Source organism: Enterobacter sp. PL_is514 (assembly GCF_055816715.1).
Genome location: NZ_JBVPGN010000036.1, coordinates 361,102 through 376,029, shown reverse-complemented (window position 1 = coordinate 376,029; position 14,928 = coordinate 361,102). Strand labels below are relative to the sequence as shown.

The following is a 14,928-nucleotide window of genomic DNA, read 5'->3' as shown; positions in this document are numbered from 1 at the left end:
CGTCCTCACTCGCGTACTGGAGTTTTGCTGTCATGCGCCTGGTCCAGCTTTCTCGTCATAACATCGCGTTCCCTTCTCCGGAAGGGGCGCTGCGTGAGCCCAACGGGCTGCTGGCCCTTGGCGGTGACCTCAGTCCCGCTCGACTATTAATGGCGTACCAGCGCGGAATATTCCCCTGGTTTTCCCCTGGCGATCCGATTTTATGGTGGTCTCCCGATCCGCGTGCCGTGCTGTGGCCAGGGCAGTTTCACGTGAGCCGCAGCATGAAGCGTTTCCATGCGAAATCACCTTACCGCGTCACCCTCAACCACGCCTTTGGTCAGGTCATTGAAGGCTGTGCTGAAGACCGTTATGAAGGGACATGGATAACCCGCGATATTATTACCGCCTACCACCAGCTCCATGAGCTTGGCTACGCCCACTCCATCGAGGTGTGGGAAGGCGGAGCACTCGTTGGCGGCATGTACGGCGTGGCGCAGGGGACGCTGTTCTGCGGTGAGTCGATGTTCTCTCGTGCTGTTAACGCCTCGAAAACTGCACTGCTGGTCTTCTGCGAGGCGTTTGCCCAGCGCGGCGGACGCCTGATCGATTGTCAGGTGCTCAACGAGCACACGGCCTCCCTGGGTGCTGTTGAAATTCCGCGACGCCAGTACATCGAACAGCTGGATGCCAGCCGTCAGGAGAAGCTCCCGCGCGACTTCTGGATACCGAGAACGCTCTTTATGCCCAATGCCTAAATGTTTTCCGCATATTTTTTGTGAGGGTGTTATAATTACGCCGCAGAGTAGCTTCTGCCTGTTGCCCCGCCGCCGTTTGGGACCCTCGCTTCAGATAACGTCCTGACGTTTATCCTGTCGTCTCCCCTTTACGAATGCGCTTCCTGTTCGGTTGTACCGTGACGCTTGGGCAATGCGCCGAAACTGTTTTGCTGCGTTTTAATCGCGCAATTCTTTACTTAATTGATGAATTTCGGCATTATCTTGCCGGTTCAAAACTTGGTAGTGATACCCCAGAGGATTAGATGGCCAAAGAAGACAATATTGAAATGCAGGGTACCGTACTTGATACGTTACCTAATACCATGTTTCGCGTAGAGCTGGAAAACGGTCACGTGGTAACTGCGCACATCTCCGGTAAAATGCGCAAAAACTACATCCGCATTTTGACGGGCGACAAAGTGACTGTTGAACTGACCCCGTACGACCTGAGCAAAGGCCGCATTGTCTTCCGTAGTCGCTAATTGTTTTCGCCTGTAATGGCAGATGAATATTTAAAAGGTCGGGATTATCCCGGCCTTTTTTATTTATGGCTTTAGTGTTGCTGCGTCGGAAGATGTATTGTCATCCATGGTTGTACAGGAGCGATTAAATCTCCTGCCATAGAATGCGCCATGTCGTGAAGTAATCCCGTAAGATGCGGCAGCATATCGCGGTCAAAATGCGACACCAGCAGCACGTGGTTTAACGCCCGGCAGTATTCACATTTCGTTTCTGTATCTTCCAGCAGCCACTCCTTTTGTCGTGGTTGTTCCGCTTCTTCCTCAAATTCCACTATCTGAAAATCACGCATGGATTCCGTGAGGCCGGTTTTCACCTCTTCCAGATAAGCCCCCAGGCAACGGCATACGGGCTGCGTTTGAGGGAATGATTTGCAGTCGAGGAGGATTTCGGTGAGCAGTTTGCAGCGCTCGGCGAGGGTGGGGAGATCGGGGTTGAGGGAGAGTTCGGTGTAAAGTTGGGCGAAATTATTAATATCAGTCATATGTGATCCTTTATGCACGTAAGATTGTTTGTGCACACTTTCAGGACGCCAATCCCGGCACCTGATTTTGCAGGTGCGCCGCTATTTTATTACTGTATATTTACCCAGCAACTAACTTCGAAAGAAACTGGAAAGCGCCTCGCAAAATTCCCCTGCGGCCTGTTGCCCTCACCCCAACCCTCTCCCACAGGGAGAGGGAGAAAACACTAAAAACGACAACACTGTTGTCGTTTTGCTTTTACCTTGGCAGACATAAAAAAACCGGGCTATTGCCCGGTTTTTAAGACCTACGTTACAACTCAGTGAGCCGCTTCCGGCTTGTGCTTCGCCGCACTCTGGAAATCGTACGTCAGTTCGTTCTTCGCCTGGTCCAGCGCCACGGTCACCTGGCCGCCGTCCACCAGCGAGCCAAACAGCAGCTCGTTCGCCAGCGGTTTCTTCAGGTTGTCCTGAATCACGCGCGCCATCGGACGGGCACCCATCGCACGGTCGTAGCCTTTCTCGGCCAGCCAGTTGCGGGCCTCCTGGCTCACTTCCAGCGACACGCCTTTCTGATCCAGCTGAACCTGCAGCTCGACGATGAACTTGTCCACTACCTGATGGATCACGTCGGTAGACAGGTGATCGAACCAGATAATGTTGTCCAGACGGTTACGGAACTCCGGCGTGAAGATCTTCTTGATCTCCTCCATCGCATCGGTGCTGTTATCCTGGTGGATCAGGCCGATGGATTTACGCTCGGTTTCACGCACCCCGGCGTTGGTGGTCATCACCAGCACCACGTTGCGGAAGTCCGCCTTGCGCCCGTTGTTGTCGGTCAGCGTCCCGTTGTCCATCACCTGCAGCAGGATGTTGAACACGTCCGGGTGCGCCTTCTCGATTTCATCGAGCAGCAGGACCGCGTGCGGATGCTTGATCACCGCGTCGGTGAGCAGACCGCCCTGGTCAAAGCCCACGTAGCCCGGAGGCGCACCAATCAAACGGCTGACGGTGTGACGCTCCATATACTCGGACATATCAAAGCGCAGCAGCTCAATGCCCAGCGCTTTGGAGAGCTGAACCGTCACCTCGGTTTTCCCCACGCCAGTCGGGCCAGCGAACAGGAAGGAACCGACAGGCTTGTGGTCATGCCCCAGTCCGGCACGGGCCATCTTGATCGCTTCGGTTAAGGCCTCGATGGCTTTATCCTGACCAAAGACCAGCATTTTCAGGCGATTGCCGAGGGTGCGCAGCGTGTCGCGGTCGCTCTGAGAGACGCTCTTCTCAGGGATACGCGCGATGCGGGCCACCACGGACTCAATATCCGCCACGTTAACGGTTTTCTTACGCTTGCTGGCCGGCATCAGACGCGCACGCGCCCCCGCCTCGTCAATCACGTCAATCGCCTTATCCGGCAGATGACGGTCGTTGATGTATTTCACCGCCAGCTCCACCGCCGCACGGACCGCTTTTGCGGTGTAACGCACGTCGTGGTGCGCTTCGTACTTCGGCTTCAGGCCGTTGATGATCTGCACCGTTTCCTCGACGGACGGTTCGGTCACGTCGATTTTCTGGAAGCGGCGCGCCAGCGCACGGTCTTTCTCAAAGATGTTGCTGAACTCCTGGTAGGTCGTGGAGCCAATCACGCGGATCTTGCCGCTGGAGAGCAGCGGTTTGATCAGGTTAGCCGCATCCACCTGGCCACCGGAGGCCGCACCCGCGCCGATGATGGTGTGGATCTCATCGATAAACAGGATGCTGTTGGTGTCCTGCTCCAGCTGTTTTAACAGCGCCTTGAAGCGTTTTTCAAAATCACCGCGGTATTTGGTGCCCGCCAGCAGCGAGCCGATATCCAGCGAGTAGATGGTGCAGTCGGCAATCACTTCCGGCACGTCGCCCTGCACAATGCGCCAGGCAAGCCCTTCGGCAATCGCGGTTTTACCCACGCCTGATTCCCCCACCAGCAGCGGGTTATTCTTGCGGCGACGGCACAGCACCTGGATCGCGCGCTCCAGCTCTTTATCGCGACCAATCAGCGGGTCGATACCGCCAACGCGAGCAAGCTGGTTAAGGTTGGTGGTGAAGTTTTCCATACGATCCTCCCCGCCTGCTTGCTCTTCATTGTTATTGACCTGATTGCTGGAGTCCGATGCCTGGTTAGGCTCGTCTTTGCGCGTTCCGTGAGAAATAAAGTTAACCACGTCGAGGCGGCTGACTTCGTGTTTACGCAGCAGGTAGGCAGCCTGTGACTCCTGCTCGCTGAAGATGGCGACTAAGACGTTTGCGCCAGTCACTTCGCTACGTCCGGAAGACTGGACGTGGAAAACCGCGCGCTGCAGCACGCGCTGGAAGCTGAGCGTCGGCTGCGTGTCGCGCTCTTCTTCACTGGCTGGCAGCACCGGTGTGGTTTGTTCGATGAAGGCTTCGAGTTCCTGACGTAGCGCCACCAGATCCACGGAGCAGGCTTCCAGCGCTTCGCGGGCAGATGGGTTGCTAAGCAGTGCGAGCAGTAAATGCTCGACGGTCATAAACTCATGTCGGTGCTCACGCGCTCTGGCGAAAGCCATGTTTAAACTGAGTTCCAGTTCTTGATTGAGCATAGGCACCTCCCCCAATTTTATGCCTTATCAGGCCTTTTCCAGCGTACACAGCAACGGATGCTCGTTCTCCCTCGCATAGTCGTTCACCATCGCTACTTTGGTTTCCGCCACTTCGGCTGTGAAGATGCCGCAGATAGCTTTGCCACGATAATGAACGGTAAGCATCAGTTGCGTTGCACGTTCTACATCATAAGAAAAGAACTTTTGTAGCACGTCAATAACAAATTCCATCGGCGTGTAATCATCGTTCATTAACATAACTTTATACATAGATGGCGGTTTTAGCGCGTCGCGCACTTTATCTTCCGCCAGCTGGTCAAAATCCAGCCAATCGTTGGTCTTACCCATTATGCATAACCACTTTGAATCTACCTCAGATGTTAGATAACAATCATCTATTACTGTCATCCGCGATGTCTGTCACAAACTATTGCAATAGCGTTAACTGCTTCAAACTTTGGTTGATTATTGTCCCATCTCCAGCGCCAAACGCTTGACGACTTCTTTCGTTTCTCTAAATTGTACAAGCGTGAGATGGCGAGGTTTTGAACAGCCCCCACTCCACCACCGGTTCATTCCATCTTAACTTATAAGATTTACGAAGGATGTCGAAGCATGGAAATGGGTACTGTTAAGTGGTTCAACAACGCCAAAGGGTTTGGCTTCATCTGCCCCGAAGGCGGCGGCGAGGATATCTTCGCTCACTATTCCACCATTCAGATGGATGGTTACAGAACGCTCAAAGCCGGGCAGTCCGTCCGGTTCGATGTACACCAGGGACCAAAAGGCAATCATGCAAGCCTAATCGTACCCGTTGAAGCAGAGACGGTTGCATAGCTCTCTGTTTTATTGTGTACATCCCGCAGTCAAAATGCCAGCCCGATCGGCTGGCATTTTTATTTTCGGGTTATTCCCGAGCCAGCGCGTCCACCGGATCCAGCCGCGCCGCATTGCGGGCGGGCAACCAGCCAAACAAAATGCCGGTAAAGGTCGAACACAAAAATGCGGTAATAATGGCAACCGGCGAGAAGCCAATCTCCCAGCCGGGTAAAAAGAGCTGGAGTGCAAACGCGATCATCATCGAGAGCGCAATCCCCATCGCCCCGCCGACCAGACACACCAGCACGGCTTCAATCAAAAACTGCTGCAGCACGTCGCTGGCGCGGGCCCCGACCGCCATGCGGATGCCAATCTCCCGGGTGCGCTCGGTTACCGACACCAGCATGATGTTCATCACCCCGATGCCGCCGACGACCAGCGAAATCACCGCCACCAGCGTGAGGAACAGCTGAAGAGTACGTGTGGTCTTTTCCGCCGTTTTCAAGAGGCCGTCCATATTCCAGGTGAAGAAATCTTTCTTCCCGTGGCGCAGGATTAACAGCCGCTCAAGCTGCTGTTCGGCGAGCGCGCTGTCGTAGCCCTCCTTCACGCGCACGGTGATGGAGTTGAGCCAGGACTGCCCCATAATCCGCCCGGAGATGGTGGTGTAGGGCAGCCAGACGCGCAGGATCTTGCTGCTGCCAAACATCGACTGCTTCTCTTCCGCCACGCCGATGACCGTGGCAGGCATGTTGCCGACCAGGATCACTTCGCCTACCACGTTGACTTTATTGGGGAAGAGCTGCCTGCGCGAGTTCGCGTCCAGCACCACCACCTGCGCCCTGCCCGCCAGCTGTTCGGCGTTAAAGGTAGCGCCTTCACTGAAGGTCATGCCGTAGACGTTGAAATAGTCTCCGCTAACGCCGTTCGCACTGGCGGCAACGTCGACATTGCCCACGCGCAGGCGCAGGTTCTGCGACACCGCAGGCGTGGCGGAGTTGACCCACGGCTGCTTCTGAATGGCCGCCAGATCGTCGTATTTCAGCGCCTGCTGATACTGCGGCTCGTCGTCGCCAAAGTCTTTGCCGGGATAGACGTCAATGGTATTGGTACCGATGGCGCGGATATCGGCCAGCACCAGCTGCTTGGCCGCGTCGCCCACCACCACAATCGACACCACCGAGGCGATACCGATGATGATGCCGAGCATCGTCAACAGGGTACGCATTTTGTTGGCCGCCATCGCCAGCCAGGCCATGGTCAACGCTTCACGAAAGCCGCTGGAAAACTGTCCCCAGCCGGTTGATGCCGGAAGCGCTTCTTTCGGCGCCGCTGCTCTGGACTCACGCGGCGGCGGATTGCTGACCAGCTCGCCGTCGTGGATCGCAATAATGCGTTCCGCCTGCGCCGCCACCTGCGGATCGTGGGTAACAATGATGGCCGTGTGCCCCTGATCGCGAAGCTGATGGAGGATCGCCATCACCTCTTCGCCGGAATGGCTGTCGAGCGCGCCGGTCGGCTCATCCGCGAGGATCACCTGCCCGCCGTTCATCAGGGCGCGGGCAATACTCACGCGCTGCTGCTGGCCGCCGGAAAGCTGCGAGGGCAGGTACTCCACCCGCTCTGCCAGCCCCAGACGCGTCAGCAGCATCTGCGCGCGCTCGAGGCGTTTTTTACGCTCGACGCCCGCATAGACCGCAGGTACTTCCACGTTCTGCGCGGCATTGAGGTGAGAAAGCAGATGGTAACGCTGGAAGATAAAGCCGAAGTGTTCCCGGCGCAGCTTCGCCAGCGCGTCGCCATCCAGCGTGGAGACATCCGTCCCGGCCACGCGATAGGTACCGCTGGTGGGTTTATCCAGGCAGCCGAGAATGTTCATCAGCGTCGATTTACCGGAACCCGATGCGCCGACAATCGCCACCATCTCGCCCGCTTCCACGCGCAGGGAGATGCCTTTCAGCACCTCCACCGGACCGTCGCCGGAGGGATAGCTGCGACGAATGTTATTCAGCTCAAGCAGCGCCGTCATTTGGCGGCTCCGGGCAGGCTTTCGCTGACAACAACCTCCTCGCCCTCTTCCAGCCCTTTCACCACCACCACGTCAGTGTCGTTGCGCGCGCCAATCACAACCTCGCGCTCGCGCGTTTCGCCGTTGCGCAGCACTTTCACTTTATAACGGCTATCCCCGGCGGATTCGCCGAGCGCAGAGAGCGGAATGGTCAGCACGTTCTTCACGCCGGTCAGCTGGATATGCACCTGTGCGGTCATGTCCAGACGCAGCACGCCCTGCGGGTTTGGCACTTCAAAACGAGCATAGTAGAAAATAGCGTCGTTCACTTTTTCCGGCGTCGGCAGAATGTCTTTCAGCACGCCTTCGTAGCGCGTCTGCGGATCGCCCAGCACCGTAAACCAGGCGTTCTGCCCCGGCTTAAGATGGATCACATCCGCCTCTGAGACCTGGGCTTTGACCAGCATGGTGCTCATGTCCGCCAGCGTCAGAATGTTTGGCGCCTGCTGTGCGGCAATCACCGTCTGCCCCTGGAGCGTGGTGATCTGGGTCACTTCGCCCGCCATCGGTGCCACAATTTGGGTGTAGTCGAGGTTGGTTTTCGCCGTATCCAGCGAAGCCTGATTGCGTTTGATTTGCGCGTCAATCGTGCCAATCTGCGCCTGTTTCACCGCCAGTTCAGTGGTGGCGGTATCTAAATCTTGTTTTGAAATAGCCTGAGTTTTAGCCAGCGCCTGCTGACGGGTTAGCGTCACCTGGGCCAGGTTACGTTCTGCCAGCGCCTGCGCACGCTGCGCGCGCAGTTCCATCAGCGTGGCTTCCACCTCGCGGATCTGGTTCTCAGCCTGTTCTGGATCGATAACGCCGAGCAGCTGGCCTTTTTTCACCTTGTCACCAATCTCAACCGACAGCGTTTTCAACTGGCCGCTGACCTGAGCGCCGACGTCAACCTTGCGCAGCGCGTCAAGCTTGCCCGTCGCGAGGACGTTTTGCTGCAGTTCGCCCGGGCGAACAATCAGTGTCTGATACTGCGGCACCGGCGCGTTCAGCACCTGCCATAGCCAGTATCCACCGGCTAAAACCACGACCGCCAGCAGCAGAAACAGCGTTCTGCGTTTTCCCTTGAGGTTCATAAATAATCCAAATAAATGTTCTGGCAATGATAAGTGTTGATTCTATCTAAACGACTCCTCAACGAAACCCCTTCTTCTTGAAATCGTCACAATTTGTTTACGAGACGTTGAACGTTCGCCTGCTGAAATGGAGATCTTCATCAAGAAGCAGGATCTATCATGTCTTCCATCGTCGATACACCTTTTTCAAACTTGCCTCAGCCTAAATCTGGCTGGCAGCTCTTTAAAAATCTGGCTTTCGGTAAGCTCAAACCAGGACTGGCGTGGCAAAACCCCGCCTATCGACGTAAATTCATGTTACGTTCACTGGCGACACCCATTAGCACTGCGCGCCTGTTAACAAGTCTTGCAAAACAACCACGTCTGATGCAGATGCTGCAGGTACAACCAGGGCTACCGTGTCGGTTGCATCGTCCCTGGTTGACGGTGAATATGGATCGACAGCATGCGCTGGAATCCCTCAACTGGCACTATCAGACGATGAGCCGCCAGCTTCCGGTGACGCTGCTAACGGGTTATTTATCGAAGAAGGGCTTCACCCTGCTGACCTTAACCGGCAAAGATGAACAGCAATTTACCGTCCGTCTGTGCGCCGATGCGTTTCTGGATAAAGAAGGGGAAGCCACCCTCGCCTTCTGCGACCATCAGAATACGGTGCTGGCCGAGATGACCTTCACCCTGTGCCAGTTTGAGGGAAAATCGACGCTGTTCATTGGCGGTTTGCAAGGGGCAAAAGCGCATGTTCCCCATGAGCTGATCCAGGGTGCGACGAAAGCCTGCCATGGTCTGTTCCCGAAACGTCTGTTGGTCGAGGCCGCCATGACCCTCGGCACCGCCTTCCCGGTAGAACAGATTATCGCCGTCAGTAACGATACCCATATTTATCGCAGCTGGCGCTACCGCAAGAAAAAAGAGGGGAAGCTGTTGGCCGATTACGACAGTTTCTGGATCTCTATCGGCGGTGAAAAACAGGATAACGGTAACTTTATGCTGCCGCTCGTCATGCCGCGTAAACCGATGGAAGAGATCGCCAGCAAAAAACGCTCCGAATATCGCCGCCGCTACGAGCTGCTGGATAGCCTGATTCAGCAGGTGAAACAGGCGACCCAACGCTAATCCGCTTTCCCGCGTGCCAGCCACAGCACGCGGGAAAACATCTTCCGCAGCAGGGTCGGTACCGCCTCTACGCCCCGCCTTCCCGCTTCCGTCGCCACTTCAATGGCTAAATCCGGTTTTGACGAACGATGAATGGCTTTGGCGATCACGCGCCGCATGTTCATCGGGACATCGACCGGCACCATGGCAATGCGGTGGAAGACGTCATCGAACCCCTGACGGTACATAAAGTGTTCCATGTCCATCGCAGGGAGCATGGTTAAATGGTCGCGCTCTTCCTCACGCTCGTTATTCAGCAGGCTGCGTACGGTCGAGGCATATTTTTTGCCCGCCTCATCACCGTCGACCAGAACGTGCCACTCGATCCCCATCCGGCGAGCAAATTTTATCAGCGGCTTTAGTCCCGACTGGGCGAATTCAATCACCTTAATGCCTTCCGCATCAAAATGGTGGCCGCACTGGCGCGCCAGTTCGTTGATAACCCAGGTTTCCGTTTCCCCCTCCACCAGCAGCCAGCAGCGGGCAAAGAGCGACGACGCGCGGTTAAAGCGAATATGAAACGCGATGCGCCGCCCGTCTTCCGCGTTCAAACCACCCGGACCAAGCCGGAAAGCGGAGACGCGGGAGGACTCACGGACCAGACGGCAGACGTGTTCTACCGGCGTCAGCGATAATAATTCACCGGAATTGGTGGTCGTAATGCGCTGGAGCGGCAGAAGATTCAGCAGATGCCATGCCACGGAGAGCATGATGGGATGCAGCCGCGTTTCCGGGTCTTCCACCAGCAGCAGCGGCCGGGCGTCCCGGTCAAGACGAACGGTGCCTTTGGCCTGCAGAAGCGTTGAAAACAGCCCCAGCAAAATCACCCGATGGGTACGACCGCCGGGCCGGTCGATCATTCGGTTAATGATGTCGAGGTAACGCCAGCTTCGCTGCTCATCATGAGAACGGCGGCGCATCAGACGATGACGCGACTCAGAGGTTCCCTGCTCGGAAAAATAGTGCTCCAGGAGTTGCACCATTGCGGACAACCCCTGACGGATTTGACCATCGGTCAGATTTTGCGGACGCGACACCAGTTCTCTTGCCAGAAAATCCAGCTCGCGGGCGGTGACTTCCACGTCCGGCATATTGGGTACGGTACCGTTACGAATACGCCGCATAAAACGCGCATCGCGCAGGCGTAACACCGGCGTCAGGCGAATCAGGTGGCGGGCCAAATCGTCGATATTCTCAAGCGGGATCGGGTTGGCTTTCTCATCGAGAAAATCACGCAGGGTGAGTACCCCCTCGTTCTCCGCCATCTCCCCTTCCAGCCGATAGAAAATCCGGTGGAAACCGTCATCACACGGCACCCAGCAGGGTGACAGCGGGCGGAAGCGACGCACGCGATGACGTCCGGGCTCGGATTCGCGGAAGGTCAGGATGATATGCAGGTGCTTCTCGCGCCCCGTCACGTCGCCGGGCGGGAACCAGAAATCGTCGCGAACGAAGTGATACAGATCGTCTTCGGGCGAAAGCAGTAACGTCAGCGCATCCAGCAGGCTGGACTTACCCCACGCGTTCTCGCCGATCAGGACGTTGTTCTGTTCCAGCTGCAGCGACAGGCGGTTAATACCGCGAAACCCGACAATTTCCACACGTTCGAGAAGCATAAATCCCCCGCGCAATGAACACTTTTTCCTTTAAGTTATCAGCAGTATAGCGGGAGGCGTTCTGTCACGACAGCACAACGTTCACCCTTGCGAGAATTAGTCTATGCTCTATTTACCGCTAATTTGAACAAGGATTGACATCGCATTGCCTAAAATCAAACCAACAGAATTTATTTAAGTGGCGAAGGGGTGTTGTTATTTTTTAGAATAGAGACTCTTTGAGTCGTCATCCCTTTATGACGATATATCCCGCGCGCGGGAAAGCGTGCGGATAATTATTTTGAGGTGGTTATGTTTAGAAAATTAGCGGCAGAATGCTTTGGTACATTCTGGCTGGTATTTGGTGGCTGCGGTAGCGCCGTTCTGGCAGCAGCATTCCCGGAATTGGGTATTGGTTTTGTCGGCGTCGCGCTGGCGTTTGGTTTAACCGTATTAACCATGGCGTTTGCCGTGGGACATATTTCCGGCGGTCATTTTAACCCGGCAGTGACATTAGGTTTATGGGCAGGCGGCCGTTTCCCGGCAAAAGACGTGATTGGCTACATTGTGGCGCAGGTGGTTGGCGGTATTATTGCAGCTGGCGTTCTGTACGTGATTGCCAGCGGTAAAGCCGGGTTCGACGCGGCGGCCAGCGGCTTTGCCTCTAACGGCTTCGGCGAACACTCTCCGGGCGGTTACTCCATGCTGTCTGCCATCGTGATTGAAATTGTGCTGACCGCCGGCTTCCTGCTGGTGATCCACGGCGCAACGGACAAACACGCGCCAGCCGGTTTTGCCCCGATTGCGATTGGCCTGGCGCTGACGCTTATCCATCTGATTTCGATTCCGGTCACCAACACCTCCGTTAACCCGGCACGCAGCACCGCCGTCGCCATCTTCCAGGGCGGCTGGGCGCTTCAACAGCTGTGGCTGTTCTGGGTGATGCCAATTATCGGCGGTATCCTGGGCGGCGTGCTGTACCGCACCCTGCTGGAAAAACGCGATTAATCGAGCGCGGTGTAGGGTGGCGCTAACGCTTACCCGACCTACGTTAGAGTGCACTTTGTAGGCCGGGTAAGGCGTAGCCGCCACCCGGCTTTTTTATTGCTCCTTTACCTGACAGCCTTTATTGGGTAGTGTCTCTGGCGCTCAACAGATACTCAAAAGGACCGGCTGTTCATGTTTTCAGGACTCCTCATTATTCTGCTGCCCCTGATTGTGGGCTATCTTATCCCGCTGCATCAGGAATCTGCATTACGGCTTATCAACCGTTTTCTCAGCTGGATTGTTTACGTTATTCTTTTCTTTATGGGGATAAGCCTGGCATTCCTGGATAACCTGTCGGCGAATTTACTCTCCATCCTCCATTATTCTGTCGTCACCGTGGTGGTTATTTTACTGTGCAATATTGCCGCGCTGCTGTGGCTGGAACGCACTATTCCATGGAAAAATCACCATCATCAGGAAAAACTCCCTTCACGAATTGCCATGGCGCTGGAATCATTAAAACTGTGCGGCGTCGTGGTGCTCGGTTTTCTTCTTGGGCTGACCGGTTGGGCATTTTTACAGCACGCGACAGAGGCCAGCGAATATACGCTTATCTTCCTGCTGTTCCTGATCGGTATTCAGCTGCGAAATAATGGCATGACCCTGAAGCAAATTGTCCTCAACCGTCGGGGAATGATGGTTGCCGTGATTGTTGTCGCCAGTTCAATGGTCGCGGGCGTCATTAACGCCTTTATTCTCGATCTGCCGCTGAAAACCGGCCTGGCGATGGCGTCAGGTTTTGGCTGGTACTCCCTCTCCGGTATTCTGCTGACCGAATCATTCGGCCCGGTGATCGGCAGCGCCGCCTTCTTTAACGATCTGGCGCGAGAGCTGATTGCCATCATGCTGATCCCAAGCCTGGTTCGCCGCAGTCGTTCTACCGCGCTGGGCCTGTGCGGCGCAACGTCGATGGACTTTACCCTGCCGGTACTACAGCGCTCCGGGGGGCTGGAGATGGTGCCCGCCGCCATCGTGCACGGCTTTATTTTAAGCCTGCTGGTTCCGGTCCTGATGGCCTTCTTCTCTGCCTGATACTTCTTTGGCGGTAGATTTCCTGCCGCCAAAATTGCGCTAAATCAATCTCCCTCTATTTTGTAGCAGAAAGCCCTTTTCACCGTTCTGGCACAAGCATAATCTTAAACATGTATATCAAATATAACTTTAACAGGTGTGATTATGTTTTGTGTGCAATGTGAACAAACCATCCGTACCCCGGCAGGCAATGGCTGCTCTTACGCACAGGGTATGTGCGGCAAAACCGCAGAAACATCTGACCTGCAGGACCTGCTGATTGCGGCCCTGCAAGGCCTTTCCGCCTGGGCGTTCAAGGCCCGTGAATACGGCATTGTCGACCACTACGTCGACAGCTTCGCCCCGCGCGCCTTCTTCTCCACGCTGACCAACGTTAACTTCGACTCTCCGCGCATTGTCGGCTATGCCCGCGAAGCGATTGCCCTGCGTGAAGCGCTGAAGGCACAGTGCCTGAAGGCGGACGCCAGCGCCCACGTGGAAAATCCGATGTCAGAACTTCAGCTGATCAGCGACGATCTGGGCGACCTCCAGCGTCAGGCGGCAGAATTCACCCCGAATAAAGACAAGGCGGCGATTGGCGAGAACATTCTCGGCCTGCGCCTGCTGTGCCTGTACGGCCTGAAGGGCGCGGCGGCCTATATGGAACACGCGCACGTGCTCGGTCAGTACGACAACGACATCTACGCCCAGTACCACAAAATCATGGCGTGGCTGGGCACCTGGCCTGCTAATATGAATGCCCTGCTTGAGTGCTCAATGGAAATCGGCCAGATGAACTTCCGCGTGATGAGCATTCTGGATGCCGGTGAAACCAGCACCTACGGCCACCCGACGCCGACGCAGGTCAACGTTAAAGCGACCGAAGGCAAGTGCATCCTGATTTCCGGTCACGACCTGAAAGATCTCTACAATCTGCTCAAGCAAACCGAAGGCACCGGCGTTAACGTCTATACCCACGGTGAAATGCTCCCGGCGCACGGCTACCCGGAGCTGCGCAAGTTTAAACATCTGATAGGTAACTACGGCAGCGGCTGGCAGAACCAGCAGGTGGAGTTTGCCCGCTTCCCGGGCCCTATCGTGATGACCTCCAACTGCATCATCGACCCTACCGTCGGCGCGTATGACGACCGCATCTGGACCCGCAGCATCGTCGGCTGGCCGGGCGTGAGCCACCTCGAAGGCGACGATTTCGGTCCGGTTATCACCCAGGCGCAGCAGATGGCGGGCTTCCCGTACAGCGAGATCCCACACCTGATCACCGTCGGCTTTGGTCGTGAAACCCTACTGGGTGCCGCTGATTCGCTGATCGACCTCGTCAGCCGTGAAAAGCTGCGCCACATCTTCCTCGTTGGCGGCTGCGACGGCGCGCGCGGCGAGCGTAACTACTTCACCGATTTCGCCACCCGCGTGCCGGAAGACTGCCTGATCCTGACCCTGGCGTGCGGCAAATACCGTTTCAACAAGCTGGACTTCGGCGACATCGAAGGCCTGCCGCGCCTGATCGATGCGGGCCAGTGTAACGATGCTTACTCGGCCATCATTCTGGCGGTCACGCTGGCGGAGAAACTGGGCTGCGGCGTGAACGACCTGCCGCTGTCGCTGGTGCTCTCATGGTTTGAGCAGAAGGCGATTGTCATCCTGCTGACCCTGCTCTCTCTCGGCGTCACCAACATCGTGACCGGCCCGACCGCGCCTGGCTTCCTGACGCCGGACCTGCTGGCGGTGCTGAACGAGAAATTCGGTCTGCGTTCCGTGACCAACGTTGAAGATGATATGAAGCAGCTGCTGAGCGCGTAAGG

At 56.1% G+C, this 14,928-nt stretch carries 13 protein-coding genes; 7 read left to right on the top strand and 6 right to left on the bottom strand.

The genetic code is table 11. The annotated features are described in order from the left end of the window. Positions 1–32 precede the first annotated feature (32 nt). The gene (aat, locus tag AC0TNG_RS22120) at positions 33–737 is read left to right on the top strand and encodes a leucyl/phenylalanyl-tRNA--protein transferase (RefSeq protein WP_032649215.1); all 705 of its coding nucleotides are present in this window, start codon (positions 33–35) and stop codon (positions 735–737) included. A 284-nt stretch (positions 738–1,021) separates the two neighbouring features. Beyond that, the gene (infA, locus tag AC0TNG_RS22115; protein WP_002211347.1) at positions 1,022–1,240 is read left to right on the top strand and encodes a translation initiation factor IF-1; all 219 of its coding nucleotides are present in this window, start codon (positions 1,022–1,024) and stop codon (positions 1,238–1,240) included. Positions 1,241–1,311: 71 nt separating this feature from the next. On the opposite strand, the gene AC0TNG_RS22110 is transcribed toward infA, so the two are convergent. The 3 genes from AC0TNG_RS22110 to clpS form a co-directional block, all read right to left on the bottom strand. Then, positions 1,312–1,761, bottom strand: coding sequence for a hypothetical protein (locus AC0TNG_RS22110; RefSeq protein ID WP_417927163.1), 450 nt, complete (start codon positions 1,759–1,761; stop codon positions 1,312–1,314). A 299-nt stretch (positions 1,762–2,060) separates the two neighbouring features. Then, entirely contained in the window at positions 2,061–4,340 is a 2,280-nt protein-coding gene (gene clpA, locus AC0TNG_RS22105) for an ATP-dependent Clp protease ATP-binding subunit ClpA (protein WP_023335109.1), read from the bottom strand. Positions 4,341–4,367: 27 nt separating this feature from the next. Continuing rightward, complete coding sequence (gene clpS / locus AC0TNG_RS22100; protein ID WP_006174393.1) at positions 4,368–4,688, bottom strand: ATP-dependent Clp protease adapter ClpS; 321 nt, start codon at positions 4,686–4,688, stop codon at positions 4,368–4,370. A gap of 267 nt (positions 4,689–4,955) precedes the next feature. Between clpS and cspD the strand changes: the two genes are divergently transcribed. Next, a complete protein-coding gene (gene cspD / locus AC0TNG_RS22095; RefSeq protein WP_006809408.1) occupies positions 4,956–5,177 on the top strand; it encodes a cold shock-like protein CspD in 222 nt (73 codons plus the stop codon). A 70-nt stretch (positions 5,178–5,247) separates the two neighbouring features. Here the strand turns inward: cspD and macB are convergent, their stop codons facing one another. Both macB and macA read right to left on the bottom strand, forming a co-directional pair. Continuing rightward, on the bottom strand, positions 5,248–7,188 hold the full coding sequence (gene macB, locus AC0TNG_RS22090; protein ID WP_473713103.1) for a macrolide ABC transporter ATP-binding protein/permease MacB: 1,941 nt from the start codon (positions 7,186–7,188) through the stop codon (positions 5,248–5,250). Further along, positions 7,185–8,300, bottom strand: a complete 1,116-nt coding sequence (gene macA / locus AC0TNG_RS22085; protein WP_032649222.1) for a macrolide transporter subunit MacA — start codon at positions 8,298–8,300, stop codon at positions 7,185–7,187. The genes macB and macA overlap by 4 nt, the downstream gene beginning before the upstream one ends. 159 nt (positions 8,301–8,459) lie before the next feature. On the opposite strand from macA, the gene AC0TNG_RS22080 reads away from it, so the two are divergent. Beyond that, a complete protein-coding gene (locus AC0TNG_RS22080) occupies positions 8,460–9,416 on the top strand; it encodes a VirK/YbjX family protein (RefSeq protein WP_267216788.1) in 957 nt (318 codons plus the stop codon). Here the strand turns inward: AC0TNG_RS22080 and AC0TNG_RS22075 are convergent. Next, entirely contained in the window at positions 9,413–11,071 is a 1,659-nt protein-coding gene (locus tag AC0TNG_RS22075) for an ATP-dependent endonuclease (RefSeq protein ID WP_024907817.1), read from the bottom strand. The two genes, AC0TNG_RS22080 and AC0TNG_RS22075, sit on opposite strands and share 4 nt — an antisense overlap. 291 nt (positions 11,072–11,362) lie before the next feature. On the opposite strand from AC0TNG_RS22075, the gene aqpZ reads away from it, so the two are divergent. The 3 genes from aqpZ to hcp all read left to right on the top strand — a co-directional run bounded on the left by aqpZ (position 11,363) and on the right by hcp (position 14,926). Next, a complete protein-coding gene (aqpZ, locus tag AC0TNG_RS22070) occupies positions 11,363–12,058 on the top strand; it encodes an aquaporin Z (RefSeq protein ID WP_023335104.1) in 696 nt (231 codons plus the stop codon). A gap of 171 nt (positions 12,059–12,229) precedes the next feature. Continuing rightward, positions 12,230–13,129 (top strand): LysO family transporter, encoded by a 900-nt coding sequence (locus AC0TNG_RS22065; protein WP_024907818.1) that lies wholly within the window; start codon positions 12,230–12,232, stop codon positions 13,127–13,129. A 144-nt stretch (positions 13,130–13,273) separates the two neighbouring features. Beyond that, positions 13,274–14,926: a hydroxylamine reductase gene (gene hcp / locus AC0TNG_RS22060; RefSeq protein WP_473713102.1), complete on the top strand. Its 1,653-nt coding sequence runs from the start codon at positions 13,274–13,276 to the stop codon at positions 14,924–14,926. Positions 14,927–14,928 lie beyond the last annotated feature (2 nt).